This is a genomic window from Bradyrhizobium sp. LB11.1, from assembly GCF_040549385.1.
Classification (GTDB): domain Bacteria; phylum Pseudomonadota; class Alphaproteobacteria; order Rhizobiales; family Xanthobacteraceae; genus Bradyrhizobium.
The window spans coordinates 44,569-60,280 of sequence record NZ_JBEPTH010000022.1; the positions used below are offsets into that span (position 1 = coordinate 44,569).

At 62.9% G+C, this 15,712-nt stretch carries 19 protein-coding genes; 11 read left to right on the top strand and 8 right to left on the bottom strand.

Annotation, left to right across the window (positions count from 1 at the left end; all coding sequences use genetic code 11):
- The first annotated feature begins 89 nt into the window (after positions 1 to 89).
- Positions 90 to 716: a transglutaminase-like cysteine peptidase gene (locus ABIA96_RS33785; protein WP_354141244.1), complete on the top strand. Its 627-nt coding sequence runs from the start codon at positions 90 to 92 to the stop codon at positions 714 to 716.
- Between the two features lie 118 nt (positions 717 to 834).
- Here the strand turns inward: ABIA96_RS33785 and ABIA96_RS33790 are convergent, their stop codons facing one another.
- Together ABIA96_RS33790 and ABIA96_RS33795 are read right to left on the bottom strand one after the other, a co-directional pair.
- Positions 835 to 2,130: a metal-dependent hydrolase family protein gene (locus tag ABIA96_RS33790; protein WP_354141245.1), complete on the bottom strand. Its 1,296-nt coding sequence runs from the start codon at positions 2,128 to 2,130 to the stop codon at positions 835 to 837.
- 354 nt (positions 2,131 to 2,484) lie between these two features.
- Positions 2,485 to 3,192 (bottom strand): GntR family transcriptional regulator, encoded by a 708-nt coding sequence (locus ABIA96_RS33795; RefSeq protein WP_354141246.1) that lies wholly within the window; start codon positions 3,190 to 3,192, stop codon positions 2,485 to 2,487.
- A gap of 267 nt (positions 3,193 to 3,459) precedes the next feature.
- Between ABIA96_RS33795 and ABIA96_RS33800 the strand changes: the two genes are divergently transcribed.
- From ABIA96_RS33800 to ABIA96_RS33825, 6 genes are all read left to right on the top strand, one after another.
- Complete coding sequence (locus tag ABIA96_RS33800; protein ID WP_354141247.1) at positions 3,460 to 4,446, top strand: ABC transporter ATP-binding protein; 987 nt, start codon at positions 3,460 to 3,462, stop codon at positions 4,444 to 4,446.
- A 43-nt stretch (positions 4,447 to 4,489) separates the two neighbouring features.
- Complete coding sequence (locus tag ABIA96_RS33805) at positions 4,490 to 5,779, top strand: ABC transporter substrate-binding protein (RefSeq protein WP_354141248.1); 1,290 nt, start codon at positions 4,490 to 4,492, stop codon at positions 5,777 to 5,779.
- Positions 5,776 to 6,738 carry an ABC transporter permease gene (locus ABIA96_RS33810; RefSeq protein ID WP_354141249.1) on the top strand — a complete coding sequence of 321 codons (963 nt, stop codon included), beginning with the start codon at positions 5,776 to 5,778 and terminating at the stop codon, positions 6,736 to 6,738. Before ABIA96_RS33805 ends, ABIA96_RS33810 begins: the two co-directional genes overlap by 4 nt.
- 3 nt (positions 6,739 to 6,741) lie before the next feature.
- Complete coding sequence (locus ABIA96_RS33815; RefSeq protein WP_354141250.1) at positions 6,742 to 7,620, top strand: ABC transporter permease; 879 nt, start codon at positions 6,742 to 6,744, stop codon at positions 7,618 to 7,620.
- 4 nt (positions 7,621 to 7,624) lie between these two features.
- Positions 7,625 to 8,356: an aspartate/glutamate racemase family protein gene (locus ABIA96_RS33820; protein WP_354141251.1), complete on the top strand. Its 732-nt coding sequence runs from the start codon at positions 7,625 to 7,627 to the stop codon at positions 8,354 to 8,356.
- A gap of 306 nt (positions 8,357 to 8,662) precedes the next feature.
- Entirely contained in the window at positions 8,663 to 9,160 is a 498-nt protein-coding gene (locus ABIA96_RS33825) for a hypothetical protein (RefSeq protein WP_354141252.1), read from the top strand.
- A 218-nt stretch (positions 9,161 to 9,378) separates the two neighbouring features.
- On the opposite strand, the gene ABIA96_RS33830 is transcribed toward ABIA96_RS33825, so the two are convergent.
- Complete coding sequence (locus tag ABIA96_RS33830; RefSeq protein ID WP_354141253.1) at positions 9,379 to 9,759, bottom strand: hypothetical protein; 381 nt, start codon at positions 9,757 to 9,759, stop codon at positions 9,379 to 9,381.
- A gap of 281 nt (positions 9,760 to 10,040) precedes the next feature.
- On the opposite strand from ABIA96_RS33830, the gene ABIA96_RS33835 reads away from it, so the two are divergent.
- Together ABIA96_RS33835 and ABIA96_RS33840 are read left to right on the top strand one after the other, a co-directional pair.
- Positions 10,041 to 10,271 (top strand): hypothetical protein, encoded by a 231-nt coding sequence (locus ABIA96_RS33835; protein ID WP_354141254.1) that lies wholly within the window; start codon positions 10,041 to 10,043, stop codon positions 10,269 to 10,271.
- Positions 10,268 to 10,432 (top strand): hypothetical protein, encoded by a 165-nt coding sequence (locus tag ABIA96_RS33840; RefSeq protein ID WP_354141255.1) that lies wholly within the window; start codon positions 10,268 to 10,270, stop codon positions 10,430 to 10,432. The genes ABIA96_RS33835 and ABIA96_RS33840 overlap by 4 nt, the downstream gene beginning before the upstream one ends.
- Here the strand turns inward: ABIA96_RS33840 and ABIA96_RS33845 are convergent.
- Both ABIA96_RS33845 and ABIA96_RS33850 read right to left on the bottom strand, forming a co-directional pair.
- Positions 10,429 to 10,959: a gamma carbonic anhydrase family protein gene (locus ABIA96_RS33845; protein WP_200473443.1), complete on the bottom strand. Its 531-nt coding sequence runs from the start codon at positions 10,957 to 10,959 to the stop codon at positions 10,429 to 10,431. The genes ABIA96_RS33840 and ABIA96_RS33845 overlap by 4 nt on opposite strands.
- Positions 10,960 to 11,046: 87 nt before the next feature.
- Positions 11,047 to 11,376 (bottom strand): DUF6949 family protein, encoded by a 330-nt coding sequence (locus tag ABIA96_RS33850; RefSeq protein ID WP_354141256.1) that lies wholly within the window; start codon positions 11,374 to 11,376, stop codon positions 11,047 to 11,049.
- Between the two features lie 221 nt (positions 11,377 to 11,597).
- Here ABIA96_RS33850 and ABIA96_RS33855 point away from each other — a divergent pair, with 221 nt between their 5' ends.
- Positions 11,598 to 12,314 (top strand): hypothetical protein, encoded by a 717-nt coding sequence (locus ABIA96_RS33855; RefSeq protein WP_502918871.1) that lies wholly within the window; start codon positions 11,598 to 11,600, stop codon positions 12,312 to 12,314.
- A 287-nt stretch (positions 12,315 to 12,601) separates the two neighbouring features.
- On the opposite strand, the gene ABIA96_RS33860 is transcribed toward ABIA96_RS33855, so the two are convergent.
- Both ABIA96_RS33860 and ABIA96_RS33865 read right to left on the bottom strand, forming a co-directional pair.
- Positions 12,602 to 13,201 (bottom strand): NADPH-dependent F420 reductase, encoded by a 600-nt coding sequence (locus tag ABIA96_RS33860; protein WP_502918872.1) that lies wholly within the window; start codon positions 13,199 to 13,201, stop codon positions 12,602 to 12,604.
- Between the two features lie 40 nt (positions 13,202 to 13,241).
- Positions 13,242 to 13,976 carry an SDR family NAD(P)-dependent oxidoreductase gene (locus ABIA96_RS33865; RefSeq protein ID WP_354141258.1) on the bottom strand — a complete coding sequence of 245 codons (735 nt, stop codon included), beginning with the start codon at positions 13,974 to 13,976 and terminating at the stop codon, positions 13,242 to 13,244.
- A 261-nt stretch (positions 13,977 to 14,237) separates the two neighbouring features.
- Between ABIA96_RS33865 and ABIA96_RS33870 the strand changes: the two genes are divergently transcribed.
- On the top strand, positions 14,238 to 15,134 hold the full coding sequence (locus ABIA96_RS33870; protein ID WP_354141259.1) for a LysR family transcriptional regulator: 897 nt from the start codon (positions 14,238 to 14,240) through the stop codon (positions 15,132 to 15,134).
- 318 nt (positions 15,135 to 15,452) lie between these two features.
- Here the strand turns inward: ABIA96_RS33870 and ABIA96_RS33875 are convergent, their stop codons facing one another.
- Positions 15,453 to 15,671 carry a DUF3126 family protein gene (locus tag ABIA96_RS33875; protein WP_007602550.1) on the bottom strand — a complete coding sequence of 73 codons (219 nt, stop codon included), beginning with the start codon at positions 15,669 to 15,671 and terminating at the stop codon, positions 15,453 to 15,455.
- Positions 15,672 to 15,712: the final 41 nt, after the last annotated feature.

Here is a 15,712-nt window from a genome sequence, read left to right on the forward strand (position 1 = left end):
TTGTATTCGCCTCGATTTGACTTGGCTGACTTAGCGGCAACTCAAAAGCTCCGTGCGAAATGTGGTCCCAACAAGAAACGGGGGCCGCAATGTTGGACTTCAGGGGACAGGGGAAGAGACTGGCACTTGCTGCCATGCTCTTCGGGATCAGCGCAGCAGCGCAGGCCGGTGAGAGCCGTCTGCTCTATGCGAGCCTCGGCGACACCACGCGTGCGCCGATCGGCTGGGTCGAGTTTTGTGCAGAGAATACCGCTCAGTGTCAGGCCGGGCCAACGCAGCCGCGCGACATCGTGATGTCGCAGACCGCATGGCGCGACCTGACCAAGGTCAATCGCTGGGTCAACGAGACCATCAAGCCTTTGACCGACCAGGACCACTGGGGCGTGATCGAGAAGTGGTCGCTGCCGACCGATGGTTACGGCGACTGTGAAGACTACGTGCTGTTGAAGCGCAAGATGCTGATTGATGCCGGCTGGCCACGCGAGGCCCTGCTCATCACCGTCGTGCGCGACAAGAAGGGCGAAGGACACGCGGTGCTGACGGTGAAGACCGACAAGGGCGAGTTCGTTCTCGACAATCAGAACGAGAGCGTCGTTGCCTGGACGGAGACCGGCTACCGCTTCGTCAAGCGCCAGTCGCAGGCCGATCCCAACGTCTGGGTGTCGCTCGGCGATACCAAGCCGGCGGTCTCCACCGCCAGCGCAAGAGATCAGTAGAGACAAACGAGCGAGTTACGCGACCCGGTCACATCCCCACCCCTCCCCGTCCCAGACCGGTTCGCGCGCGGCCAGCCATCCCCCAATGGCTGGCCGCAACTTTTTGGGGGCACGGCTTTCAGTGCGGCAGGATGTTCTTGTAGACCTTGCCGTTCTTCATGATCACCACAAAATTCTTCGCGGGATCCTCGACAAGGTTGATGTTGTCGAGCGGATTGCCGTCGACGAGGAGGAGATCGGCGAGCGCGCCCTCCTCGACCACGCCGAGCCTGCCGGGGTAGGGATTGCGCAGGCCCGACAGGCTCAGAAGCTCGGCATTGGTCGACGTTGCCATGGCCAGCGCTTCGGCCGGCGTGTACCAGCGCGTCAGCGCGGCGAGCATCGAGCCCTGCTTCTCCGCCAGCGCCTGCGAGAACAGGACGTCGGTTCCGAATGCGGTCTTGAGGTGATACTTCTTTGCCAGCGCATAGACGCGATCGGTGCCGGCAACCACCTGCCGCATCTTGTCCTGTTCCGAAGGCCCGAGCGCGGCGGCGGCGGATAGATCCAGGAAAGGCTGCGTGCTCAGCCAGATCCCCTTCTCCGCCATCAGCTTTGCGCTCGCCTCATCCATGAGGTGACCATGTTCGATGCATCTCACGCCGGCGGCGATCGAGCGCTGGATCGCGACCGGCGTATAGGCGTGGGTGGCAACGTAGGTGCCCCAATTGTCGGCGGCCTCGACTGCGGCGCGCAGCTCGGGCTCGGTGAAGGTCGAGACGTCCAACGGACTGAACGGCGACGCCACGCCACCGCCCGCGGTGAGCTTGACCTGCGACGCTCCCTGCATCAGCTGCTCGCGCGCGCGCAGGCGCACCTCGTCGGGGCTGTCGGCGACCATGCTGCCGCCGATCCGCTCCATGCGGCTGAGCATGCCGCCGATGGTTCGCGGCAGATCGGAAAGCTGACGGAAATCGCCATGGCCGCCGGTGATGGTGATGATGGCGCCGGACGGATAGATGCGCGGACCGGCGACGAGGTCCTCGTCGATGGCCTGCTTCAGGCCAAAGGTCGGCCCACCCATATCGCGTATGGTGGTGAAGCCGCGCATCAGCGTTGCGGTCGCTTCGCTGGCAGCGAGCAGATTGTTGTAGCCGATATCGCCTGCAAGAGCTGCCATCGGCGTCGGGCGCACCAGCATTGCGTGCCAGTGCGCATCGATCAATCCCGGCATCAGCACCCGGCCGCCACCGTCGATCACCTGGCCGGTGGCCGCGACATCTGCGGTCGAGATCTTCTCGATCTTGCCACCCCTGACGAGGACATTGGATGCGGTCGAGAGCGTCGCGCTCTTTCCATCAAAAATCCGGACGTTGCGGAGCAGAACAATCGAATCCTGCTGGGCGGGAGCCGGTGATGAAATACAGAGGCTCATTCCAATTAACGCAAGGAGCGCGGCTGCTCTGAAAAGTCCGACGTAAGCTTTCCCTCGGTCCCAGACGATTGAACGCGACGCCATCGCACTACTCCCCAGAACGGCTTCCAACTCTCGGCTCCGTTCTAGAGCTCAACGGGCCCCTGACTTGAGGCATGCGACAGCATCGTGTCAACTTGCAACCACAGGGCGTCTCTGCAACTCAGCCATACGGCACGACAAGAACGCTCCGGTGGACCGCACCGAACGAGATTTGCAGGCAGATAGGTAAGCGCGACTGCCGCACTTGCGTCGAACTCAACTCAAAACGGGAATATCGGCTCGAACACGCGATAGCGACGCCAAGTATGATGCTTACACGCCCAGCACGTCCGCAAGCCGCAACTCGTCGGCAGCCGGGTCCTTCAGGAACAGCTCGGCTTCGATCTCATTCAGATGCGACAGCATCTGCGTCCGCGCAGCCTGCTTGTCGTGCTTGCGGATCGCGGTGACGATCTCGGCGTGATGATCCGTGCCGCAGGCCGGCGTGTCGTGACGGCGATAGAGCAGGATGATCAGCGAAGAGCGCGCGATCAGTTCTTTCAGGAAACCGAGATAGATGCTGTGGCCGCTCATCTCGGCAAGGAGACCGTGAAATTCGCCGGAGAGCCGGACCGAGGCGCGCGCGTCGCCACGCAACTCGGCCTCGCGCTCCTCGGCAAGATGCTGCTGAAGGCGATTGATCCATGCTGGCGAGACGGCATCGACAGCGTGATCGACGATTGTGGGCTCGATCAGGCGGCGCGCCTCGAACACTTCGCGGGCATCCGCCGGCGTCGGACGCGCGACGAAGGCGCCGCGATTTTTCTCAATGTTGACGATACCCTCATGCGCGAGCTGCTGAAGCGCGGTGCGGACCAGCGTGCGGCTCGCGCCATAGATCTCACCGAGCTCGTCCTCGCCGAGCTTGGTGCCCGGCAGCAGGCGATGCTCGAGGATTGCCGCGGTCACACCGTCCCTGATCCGGCTAACGCGATCATGCACGTCGCGCGCATCTGATTTCGGGCGTGGTTTGGCGGCCATTAGTTCGAAGGGCTGGGTTTGAGGGCTTGGTCGACGACGTTCGGTCTCGAATGGTAGTCGACGAGCTGTGTCCAATCACAGGCGAAACTTTATACAATCTTCGCCCATTTCGTGTGCACATCCTTGCCCGGCCCGTGCGTCGCACAACCGCGCTGGATTCGATCTAACGACCTGACTCCGCAGCACAGTTTTTTTGTTCACACAAATTTGCGCTGTTGGCACGGACCTTGCGGAGAGAGGCGGAACATCGCACCGCCCGGACACGCCATGGCCACTCCCACTGCTCTCGAACTGGTCGCCGTCAGCAAGCGCTATGACACGACGCTGGCGGTCGACACCGTCAATCTGAAGATTCCCGCCGGCACCTATTGCTGCCTGCTCGGCCCGTCCGGCTGCGGCAAAACCTCGACCTTGCGCATGATCGCCGGCCACGAGGCGGTCAGCGAGGGCGACATCATCTTAGGGCCGCAGAACGTCACGGATCTGGAGCCCGCCAAGCGCGGCACGGCGATGATGTTCCAGTCCTACGCACTGTTTCCGCATCTGAGCGTGCTCGACAATGTTGCGTTTGCCCTGAAAATGCGCGGCGTCGACCGGGCTACGCGGCACAAGCGGGCCGGCGAATTGCTCGAGCTGGTGGCGATGACCCCCTACGCGGGCCGCCTGCCCGCCCAGCTCTCCGGCGGCCAGCAGCAGCGCGTGGCGCTTGCCCGCGCGCTGATCACCGAGCCGCAGATTCTCCTGCTCGATGAACCGCTGTCCGCGCTCGACCCGTTCCTGCGGGTCAAGATGCGCGGCGAGTTGAAGCGGCTGCAGCGCGAGCTCGGCATCAGCTTCATCCAGGTCACCCACGGCCAGGACGAGGCGATGGCGCTCGCCGACCACATCGTGGTGATGAACCAGGGCAAGATCGAGCAGCAGGGCACGGCGCGCGACATCTTTCACCATCCCCGCACCGAATTCGTGGCCCGCTTTATCGGCGGTCACAACGTCCTCAGCGACGCCGGCAAGCTTATCGCCGTGCGCGCCGATCAGCTCGGTATCAAGCCGCTCGCTGACGGCACGTTCGGCGCACCGGCGCTGCTGACCCAGACCGAGTACCAGGGCTCCTATGTCGCCGTCTCGCTCACGCTCGACGATGGCACCGCCCTATTCTCTCACGTTCCCGAGGCCGCCTTCGACGTCCACCCCTTCCGTCCGGGCGATCGTGTGCTGGCCACCTGGGATCCCGCCAAGGCGCAACGCCTGCAATAGCCCCATCACTTTGGAAAATGCGCAACACAGAGGAGTGACTGGAATGACCGAGACCACCAAGAAGACCGGCGTCAGCCGCCGCACCCTACTCAAGAGCACCGCAGGTCTCGCTGGCCTCGCCGCCGGCTCCGGGGCCATCACCGGCTTCCCCTACGTGATGTCGGCCGAGCCGAAGGTGCTGCGCTATCTCGGCACCGCCGTGAACGAGGGTGACGACATCTCGAAGCAGTGCCTGAAGGATACCGGCATCAAGATCGAATACATCACCGCGACCACCGACGACGTCACCAAGCGCGTGATGACCCAGCCGAACTCCTTCGACGTGCTGGACACCGAATATTTCTCGCTGAAGAAGATCGTGCCGTCGGGCAACATCCTTGCCCTCGACGCCAAGAAGATCAAGCAGTTCGACAACATCACGCCAGTCTTCACCAAGGGTGAAACGCCCGGCGGCAAGAAGATCGGCGGCCAGGGCACGGCGCCCTGGAAGGTGCTCTATCTCGAAGGCAAGCACTCGAAGACGTTCGCGACGTCGGCGACCGAATTCGTCACGCTGATTCCGACCGTCTACAACGCCGACACGCTGGGCATCCGCCCTGATATCGTCAAGCGCCCGATCAGCTCCTGGGCTGAACTGCTCAACCCTGAGTTCAAGGGCAAGGCCTCGATCCTCAACATCCCCTCGATCGGCATCATGGACGCCGCGATGGTCGTGGAAGCCGCCGGCAAGTACAAATATGCCGACAAGGGCAACATGACCAAGGAAGAGATCGATCTCACCATGAAGGTGATGACCGAGGCGAAGAAGGCCGGCCAGTTCCGCGCGTTCTGGAAGGACTTCAACGAGAGCGTCAACCTGATGGCCTCGGGTGAAACCGTCATCCAGTCGATGTGGTCGCCGGCTGTGACGAAGGTGCGCTCGATGGGCATCGCCTGCACCTTCCAGCCGCTGAAGGAAGGCTATCGCTCCTGGGCCTCGGGCTTCTGCGTCTCCAAGGGCGTATCGGGCGCGAAGCTCGATTGGGCCTATGAGTTCGTCAACTGGTTCCTGTCCGGCTATGCCGGCGCTTACCTCAACCGCCAGGGTTACTACTCGGCCGTGCTCTCCACCGCGAAGGCGAACATGGAGCCTTACGAGTGGGCTTACTGGATGGAAGGCAAGCCGGCCGAGAAGGACATCAAGGCGCCCGACGGCTCACTGCTGGAGAAGGCGGGTTCCGTGCGTGACGGCGGCTCCTACGAGGAGCGCATGGGCGGCGTCGCGTGCTGGAACGCCGTGATGGACGAGAATGACTACATGGTCCGCAAGTGGAACGAGTTCATCGCCGCGTGACGGATACGTCGGAAGACATCCTGCAACAGGCATCCCCGGACCTCGTCCGGGGATCGGACACGGCGCGCCCTGCGAAAGCGGCGCGCCTGTCGCCCTCCTTCGTCTCCTGGCTGCAGGCCGGACCGATGATGCTGGTGTTTCTCGCTTTCTTCCTGATCCCCCTCGTCTTCGTCGTCATCGTCTCGTTCTGGGACTACAACGAATATCAATTGCTGCCGGCCTTTTCGGGCCGCGGCTACACCGACACCTTCGAAGGCTGCATCGCGCAGCTTCCCGATCTCTGCACCATCGCTAAAACCTATTTGAAGACGCTCAAGCTGTGCTTCCTCGTCTGGGCCATCACGCTTTTCATCGGCTTTTGGGTTGCCTACTTCCTCGCCTTCCACGTCAAATCCAAGACCTGGCAGATGGGATTGTCGCTACTCTGCACGATCCCGTTCTGGACCTCCAACGTCATCCGCATGATCGCCTGGATCCCGCTGCTCGGTCGCAACGGCCTCGTGAACTCCGGACTGATGAAGACAGGCTTGGTCAGCCAGCCAGTGGAATGGCTGCTGTTCTCCGAATTCTCCGTGGTGCTGGCGCTGGTCCACCTCTTCACCTTCTTCATGGTGGTGCCGATCTTCAATTCGATGATCCGCATCGACAAGTCGTTGATCGAGGCCGCCTACGACGCCGGCGCTACCGGCTTCCAGACGCTGGTCAACGTCATCATTCCGCTCGCCAAGCCCGGCATCGTGATCGGCTCGATCTTCGTCATCACCATCGTGATGGGCGATTTCATCACCATCGGCGTGATGGGCGGCCAGCAGATCGCGGCGGCCGGCAAGATCATCGAGACGCGGGTTAATGCGCTGCAATTCCCCGCCGCAGCCGCCAATGCCGTGATCCTGCTCGTCATCACGTTCCTGATCATCACCATGATGTCGCGCATCGTCGACATCAAGAAGGAGTTGTAGGCGATGAAGGAAGGACGCCCGCGCTCTTTCTACGTGCTCGCGATTTTCTTCGCGGCCTATGTGCTGTTTCTTTACGGCCCGATGATCGCGATCTACGTGCTGTCGTTCCAGGGGCCGCAAGGCGGTCTCACCTTCCCGATGAATGGCGTGTCGACCTTCTGGATTGCGAAGCTGTTCCAGGGCACCGGTATCGTCGATCTCGGCGCGGCCTTCCGCCGCTCACTGCTGCTTGGCATCATCGTGATGGCTGTCACCGTCGTGCTGTCCGTCGCCGCCGGCATGGCCTTCCGCCGAAAATTCAAGGCGCAGAGCATTTTATTCTACTCGGCGATCGCGAGCCTCATCGTTCCCTCGATCATCACGTCGCTCGGCATCTCGCTCGAGTTCCGCATCATCGACGATCTGATCAAGGGCTATTTCAACGAGAATTTCGAAACCTCGATGGGCCTGCTCACCTCAGGGCTCGGCGCGCATTTGACCTGGACGCTGCCGTTCGGCCTCCTGATCATGTTTGCGATCTTCAACCGCTTTGATCCAAGGCTCGAGGAAGCCGCGCGCGATCTCGGTGCGACGCCGTGGCAGGCCTTCCGTCATGTCGTGCTGCCGATCATCCTGCCCTCGGTGATCGGCATCGGCCTGTTTGGCTTCACTCTGTCCTGGGACGAGCTCGCCCGCTCCAGCCAGGCGATCGGCGCGGTGAATACGTTGCCGCTCGATCTCCAGGGCCTCACCACGACAGTGACCAACCCGGACATCTACGCGCTCGGCACCATCATCTCCGCAGTGTCCTTTGCGGTGATCACGCTTGCGCTCGGCACCATCCACATGCTCAACAGGCGGCAGGCGGCCAAGGGCTCGGATGCCGGCAAGGGGCTTGTCTGATCTGATGCGACTTCACGTCGTCAATCCCAACACCACCGCGTCGATGACGGCGAAGATCGGCGCTGCCGCGCGCGCGGTCGCCCTGCCCGACACGGTGATCGATGCGCGTCAGCCCGCGATGGGGCCGGTCTCGATCGAGGGCTTCTACGACGAGGCCTTTGCCGTTCCCGGCATGCTCAGCTGCATCCGCGAGGCCGACCGCGATGGCGCGGATGCCCACATCATCGCCTGCTTCGACGACACCGGCCTTGATGCCGCACGTGCCGCCGCGAAAACGCCGGTGATCGGCATTGGCGAAGCCGGCTTCCATGTGGCGAGCCTGATCGCGGCGCGCTTTGCGGTGGTGACGACGCTCGGTGTCTCCATCGTGCCAATCGAGCATAATCTGCGGAAGTATGGCCTTGCCGAGCGCTGCGCCCGCGTGCGGGCCGCCGAGGTCCCTGTGCTCGCGCTGGAGGAGCGCAACGCAGACGCCCTTGGCAAAATCTCCACGGAAATCGCGGCCGCGATCCGCGACGACCGCGCCGAGGCCATCGTGTTGGGGTGCGCCGGCATGGCCGATCTTGCCGCCGAGCTCTCCGCCACGCACGGCCTGCCGGTGGTCGACGGCGTTGCGGCCGCGGTGACGCTTGCGGAAGGACTGGTGCGGCTCGGGCTGACGACCTCCCGGCTCGGCCCCTACGCAGCGCCGCGTCCGAAGACCTATTCAGGCCCGTTTGCGCCGTTTCAGCCATAAGCCCCGCGATGAGACCCGCCCGTCTATCGCGGGCTTGCATCCATCCATCGCATCACGATAGGCTATACCCTGATACTCTCGGCTCAACCCGAATTCGGCCCGAACAGGGACTTCTTTTGGGCGCGCCGCCCTCGCCCGCCAGAGCCGTCGCGTTGGGTCAACTGCGTTTTTTCCACCGGCGGCCACCTTTTCGTCCCATTTGTTGCTGAAGTGTAACGCTTTCGGGACGTCCCGGCCGCCTTGTTCTGCGTTCTTGTGCTGCCGCTCTTCGCCAATCACCAAGTGTCAATTTGGGTTTTGTCAGCGATGATCGATCTCGCAGAGGACACACCGTCCAATCCCCTCCTCCGTCTCGGTGCTCAGCCGATCGCGTTGACGGCTGCAGCGCTGCTGCTGCTGATCGCCGGCGTCACCTCGATCGCGATCTGGCGCGCCTATACTGGCGCGGCGCCCGAGACCGACCGGGTGGTCGCATCGCGGCAGCTGCAGGCGCGCGCCGCGCAGGCCTCCGAGCAGCTCGTCGAGAAGACCAAGGGGCTGGAGGCGACCCAGCAGGAATCGATCGACCAGCTCCAGGTCGTGCAGGACCAGCTTTCGACCATGAAACGGTTGCTCGCCTCGCAGCAGGCCGACACCAAGCGCCTGTCTGAGCAGGTCGCCAATCTGAACGAATCCATCGACGGCTTGCGGCAATCGTTTGCCAGCGTGCGCTCGAACGAGACCGATCTATCCTCGGTCACCCCAAGGAAACCGGTGAGTCACCGCGCCCGCGCCAGCAGCGCGCGCAAACGCTCACGCAGCTAATTAGATCCCGGGCAGCCGCCTTTTATTTTTGCCACTTGTGAAATGGATCACACTTGTCCGTATGATTCCGCGCGATGCTTGCCCATACCGGATGGCGTGAGCCGATTTTAATGTCCGGGGCTGGCAAGGTCGTTGACGGTATACTGCGTCAACGGCCTTGTTTTTTAGTTCTCCGGTATTCTGGTGCCTCTGTCCGGCACCCTCATTAGCCGCAGACTTTATTCACAGACCTGAACGCGGCGGACGCGCCAGCCCGATTGCGTCATCACGCGCTTCCGCACGAGGTAACACTGCGCGCCATAACCGCCATCGTCATAGTCGCCGCCGTAATAATAGGGGTCGCCGTAGCCGTAGCCATAGGCTCCGTAATAGCCGGCGCCCGCAATGCCGGCGCCGATTGCAAGACCCGGCCAGAAGCCGCCGCCATGCCAACCGTGGCCCCAGCCACCACCGTGCCCCCAACCGCCTCCGCCGCCCCAATGGCCACCGCCCATATGGCCGCCGCCGCCATGCCCACCGCCAAACGCCTGCGCCGCCTGGGGCGCTGCGAGACCGACTGCCGCAACGGCCAGCGCGGCCATCATCATCTTGCGTAACATCAACTCATCATCCTCCGCGTGGAAACGCTCCACACTCCAAACAGACGCCAAGCTAATGTCGGGCGATCGTTGATGATAGGCGCGGCGGCTCACTTCCGCGCGAGCGTCAGCAGCCGCGACAGATGCTCTTCAACTTTCTTGTCGAGCAGCTGGTTCTCTGTGTTCACCGTCGCATCGGCACTGGGGTTCGCACCCGAAGCCGAGCATCAACGGCTGCGACAAGGACAGGTTCCGGAACAAATCCCCTCACATCAGCTTGAAACAGGAAGGCAATCACGATCATGCGCAAACTGGTCGCGTTCGACGAGGATACGTTCGACAAGCTGAAGCAATTGGGGCGCGACAGGATGGCGACGATTCAGGAGCTCGCGGACGAAGCCTTCGCCGACCTCTTGAAGAAGCACGGCATCCCGATTGACCTCAGGGACGCCTTGCGCAAGAGCGCGAGACTCGACGGCGTGGCGGAGAAGACGACGGCGCGCTCCAGGACCCGAAAGGCAAAATCACGATGACGGATCGCGATCCCTTTGCAGATGGCGAACGCGCGGCGCGCGAGAACATCCCTGCCGAAGCCAATCCGTATCAGGATGGCAGTGCCGAGCATGCATTGTGGGCCGCCGGCCACGAGAAAGTTGCCGGCGCAATCGAAGCGCGCGAGTCCGAAGGCGACTAGCCGATCCGCTTCAGGCCCTTCTTGAAGCGCGGACCGTTGGCGACGTAGAACCTCGCCGCACTTCCCATCTTCTGCACCTGGGCGTCGTCGAGCGTGCGGATCACGCGTGCGGGCGAGCCGATGATCAGAGAGCGCTCGGGAAACTCCTTGCCCTCGGTGATGACGGAGCCGGCGCCGACGATGCTGTTGCGGCCGATCCTGGCGCCGTTCATCACGATCGAGCCCATGCCGATCAGCGCGCCCTCTTCGATGGTGCAGCCGTGCAGGATGACGTTGTGGCCGACCGTGCAGTTCTTGCCGATCACCATGGGAAAGCCGAGATCGGTGTGGCAGGTCGAACCGTCCTGCACATTGGCGCCCTCGCCGATCTCGATCCACTCATTGTCGCCGCGCAGCACCGCACCGAACCAGACGCTAGCACCCGGTTTCAGACGCACCCGGCCGATCACGGTTGCGGTCTCCGCGATGAAGTAATTGCCGTCCGGCGGAAGATCGGGCGCCTGTCCGTCGAGCTCATAGATCGCCATGGAGGTCTCCTGTCGCGTCAACCCAAGCCATAGCGAAACGACGGCGCGGAGGCAAAGGGCCGCCGCGCCACGCAGCCCTGCAAGGCGTCAGCCCAAAACGCCGGTCGCCCGCAGCGTCATCAGGAAGAAGGTGCCGCTCATCATGCTCCAGAAGCCGGCGATGACGGTCGCCATCATCACGAATTCGAAGCGCCGGCTCTCCAGCCGCATGCCGCGGAACGTGTTGCGCATGATGATGAAGGGCGCCGCGAATACCAGGAACGGCACCGCCGCAAATGTCTTCGGAGCCACGCCCGCCTGCAACAGCCCGAAACCGGCGGGCCGTTGCGACATCGCCTGGTATCCATTTGCGAGCGCGCCCGCGAGCGCGAAGCCGATGCAGATCGAGAAGAGAGTATTGAATGCTTCAGGTGTCATCGGAACAGTCCGCCCATACGCAACGCCGGAGCCTTCCTGTGACAAAACGTGCCGGTTAACGCTACATTATCCTTAAGCGAGGGTTAACGGCGCTGCCCGGCCCGCGCAGAGCCCCCTGTCGTTCCTGATAGCCGGGAACCTTCCGCGACATTGCCGCCGCATGGCATATTCGCCGGTGATTCGTCGGCCACCGGCCGACCCTTGGGTCCATTTGCGACGTCATGACGGTGTTTTCGGTAACCTCTCCTCGCTCCAGAACAAGCGCAATGACGCGCGCCCGGGCGCATCTCGTCCCGTTTGCGCTGACCGGCGGGTTCGCGGTGAGCGCGATCGCGCTGGTTGCCTATCTGTTGTGGCCGACCTGGAGCACGGGCGGTGCCGACGCGCCGGACAAGCTGCCCGTCAGCATCGGCGGCACGCTGTTCAACCTGCCGATATCGGCGATCCGGATGAAGATCCAGCGGCACTCCGGACCGCAGGAGCGCATTGATCTCGATTTCCTCTATCCGTCGCTGGAAACACCTACCGGGCCGCGGCACGTGACGGCGGATACGGTGGACACGGCGATGCAGCCGATCGACCGCATCTTCCTGTCGATCGCCGCACATCACGATGCGCTCTCGCCGGAACAGCGAACCGCGACGATTTATCCGCGCTATTTCGAGCAGGCTCTAGCGACACCGGACGACGGGCTGACGATGCGGACGTTCCGCAGCGACACGCCCTATGGCAGCGAGGATTTCTATTCCGCGGCGAGCCCGGCGCTGACGGCGCGCTGCACACGCGATGCGGCCACGCCCGGCATGTGCCTTTCCGAGCGCCGCGTCGATGGCGCCGACCTCACCTTCCGCTTTCCGCGCAGCTGGCTGTCGCAATGGCGTGACGTCGCGAACGCGATGGAGAAGCTGACGGCGCAGTTGCGCGGGCCAAAGGGCTGAGCGCGAAGCCGCCGCCGGGACGGGCGGGAGCCCTCGCAACAAATGTCGAAAACAACCCCATGCACAGTAGCCAAGCGCCCCGCAAGATTTCATATTTTTCGTAATTCGTATTTTTCGAAAAATAACTTGACCCGTCGGGCAAAACAGGAGCATGGTGGCATCATGGCGCGATCGAGTTGATGCGGCACCGACAGGCATCGGACGATCCCGAAGCTGTCGGCGTCGCAGCAATCAAACCAGATCAGTTGTCACTCGGCCTGCAATATCGACCTACGGCCGTACATCGATTACTGCTCCTTCCTGAACAAATCCTGGAAGATGAGCCGGCCCCAAGTGCGGCCCCGTGCGTGCACCAGTGCGCCACCCTCGTTGAGCTTTCCCAACTTGACGGGTGCGAACCCGAGTTGTTTGGCCAAGGCCGCCACGGGGGCGATCGCGTCCTCGTCGTCACCAGACAGAAAGACGACCCGGTGCCCGCCCTCGACGGTCGGATCGGCAGCCAGGGTGGCCGCAGCCAGATGATTGAAACCTTTCACCAGCTTGGCGCCGGTGAACGCCTTCGCGACGACGGCGGAGGCCGGGAGACCGTCCAGCTCTTCAGGGACAGGAAACAGGTTCATCGCGTCGATGACCGTCTTGCCTTTCCAGTTCGGAAGGGCCTTCGCCACCTCGCGATGCTCCCCGAACGGGACCGCCAGGATGATGGTGTCGGCCTCGACGGCATCCCGCAGCGACTTGGCGACGACGGCGGGTCCAATTGACCGAGCCTGTGGCGCCAACGCCTCGGGCGACCGGCGGCTCGCGACGGTCACGTTGATGTTTTTACGGGCGAAGGCGCGGGCGAGGGCCTGGCCTACCGCACCGAATCCTACAATCGCATAGCTCATGATACTTCTCCGATCCGTGTTGATATTGATAGCCCGGTCTTCAGATCGCCGAGAAGCCGCCGTCGACAGACAGCTCCACCCCGTTCACGAAGCTCGAATCGTCCGAAGCAAGAAACAGCGCGACTGCCGCAATTTCGTCAGGACGACCCATCTTTCCCCGCGGGATCAGGGATTCGAACATCCGCTTCGCCTCCTCGGTGAGAACCTGGTCCTGCATCGGCGTGGCGATCGGCCCCGGGCTCAGCACGTTCACCCGGATATTCCTGCCCTTGAGTTCGTTGAGCCAGGTGCGTGCGAATGAGCGCAGCGCCGCCTTGCTCGCCGCATACACGCCGTAACCAGGAAAACCTTTCACCGAAGCAACCGACCCGGTCATGAAGATCGATCCGCCATCGCTCAACAGCGGCAGCGCCTTCTGAACCGTAAACAGCGTGCCGCGCGCATTCAGGCCGAAGGTCGCGTCGAAATGCTGCTCGGTAATCTCGCCCAGTGGGACGGCTTCGCCCATGCCGGCGCTCGCGTAAAGGACGTCGATCCTGCCCTTTTCCCGCTTGACCGTGTCGAACAGACGGTCGACGTCGTCGAGATTGGCCGCGTCGCCGCGCACGCCGGTCACGTTCCGGCCAATCAGCTTGACGGCCTCGTCGATCGCCTCCTGCCTGCGGCCCGTGATGAAAACATAGGCGCCTTCTTCAACGAACCGCCTGGCGCTCGCCAGCGCCATGCCGCTCGATCCACCCGTGATGACCGCAACCTTGCAGTCAAGCTTTCCCATAACTTCTCCTGTCGTGGTGTCGGGACAGCATCTGCCCCCGAGAACCTCGAGATGGGTCTGCCGGCGTCAGGCGTTGAGTGCCGAAGCACGCACATCGGTGGTGCGAAATCGATCCGGCTGGACGACTGACGCCAGCCGCGACGATCGGAGTCCGCCATTTTGGAATAGGCCGTGCTTGTTGCACGCCTGAGCGCCCGTAGTGCTGTTCGATGTGTTAGATAAGGGCTTTGAAAGGCGCACCGCGCGGTGCGGGATTGCACCATGATCGACTGGGATGACGTTCGCTACTTTCTGGCCGTTGCGCGCGGAGGCTCGGTGCGGGCTGCCGCCGAGCGCCTCGGTGTGAACCACGCGACCGTGCTGCGACGCATCGCCCAGCTTGAGGAACGCCTCGGTGTCCACATGTTCGAAAAGCTGCCTTCGGGCTACCGCCTGACGGCAGCGGGCGAGGAGGTCCTCGAGTTCGCGGACCAGATGGAAGCGTCGTCGCACCTGCTGGAGACGCGCGTCTTCGGGCGTGACCAGAGCGTGCGCGGGCTTCTGCGGGTGACGCTGGCGCCGCCCCTCGCGACACACCTGCTCATGCCGGACTTCGCCGATTTCGCGCGTCTGCATCCGGACATCGAGATGGACATCTTGTCGTACGGCGAGCTGGCAAATCTGACCAACCGGGAGGCCGACGTGGCGATCCGCGTCGTCTACGACCGCAAAACCCTGCCGCTCAATCTTCACGGCCTGAAGGGACCGGAGCTGTTCGGCGGCGTCTACATGTCCCGCGATCGACTAGCCGCATGGCGTGCGGGCACGCCTGATCCCATCCGGTGGATCGTCATCAGCATTCATGGAATTCCGGATTGGGCCACCGAGGGCGAGGTTCGCACCACGGGGGTTCCGTTCAGGATCACCGACGCCGAGGCGCAGATCGTTGCGGTACGGCAAGGGCTCGGGATCACGACGCTGCCGTGCTTCGTCGGAGACGCCGACCCCCTGCTGGTGCGGGTGCCGGGCACCGACCTGCACATGTACGGAACGCTCTGGCTTCTCACACAGGGGGAGTCTCGCAAGACGAAGCGCGTGCGGCTCTTCACGGAGTTCGTATCCCGCAGGCTCGCCGCATACGCTCCGCTTCTCGCGGGCCTGTCCATATCGCGCAACTGACGCGCGGCGAGAGCCGGTGGGAATCATTCGAAAGGCAAAACCCAGCAATCGCCGAATTCGTGAGCGAGCTACGAGCGGTGGCAACGTCGATGACCGCTCAGCGATGACGCTCTGGTAGCGCGGGTCACGGACCTAACCCCCGTCATTGCGAGCGAAGCGAAGCAATCCAGAATCCCTCCGCAGAAAGATTTCTGGATTGCTTCGCTTCGCTCGCAATGACGATGTGGAGAGAGCGCCCCTCGATTTCCGATGCGCGCCCTCGGACGCAGCACGACGTGAGCAGGTTCTGGATGCCCAGCTCGCAATGCCAACGTCGAACTATTCCTGATCGACCAGATCGTCTTCGAGGATCGCCATCTGGAACTGGAACGAGCGATCATCATCCTCGTCGTCGACGAAGAGCACGCCGATGAACTCCTCGCCGATATAGACCTCGGCGGAATCGTCCTTCTTCGGCCGCGGCACGACGCGGATCTTGGGATTGCCGAATACGCGCTTCAGATACGCGTCGAGCTTTCTGACTTCTTTGACGTCCACGGCAAGTCTCCGATCGAAATTGGTCGGCGGGTTTTAGGACG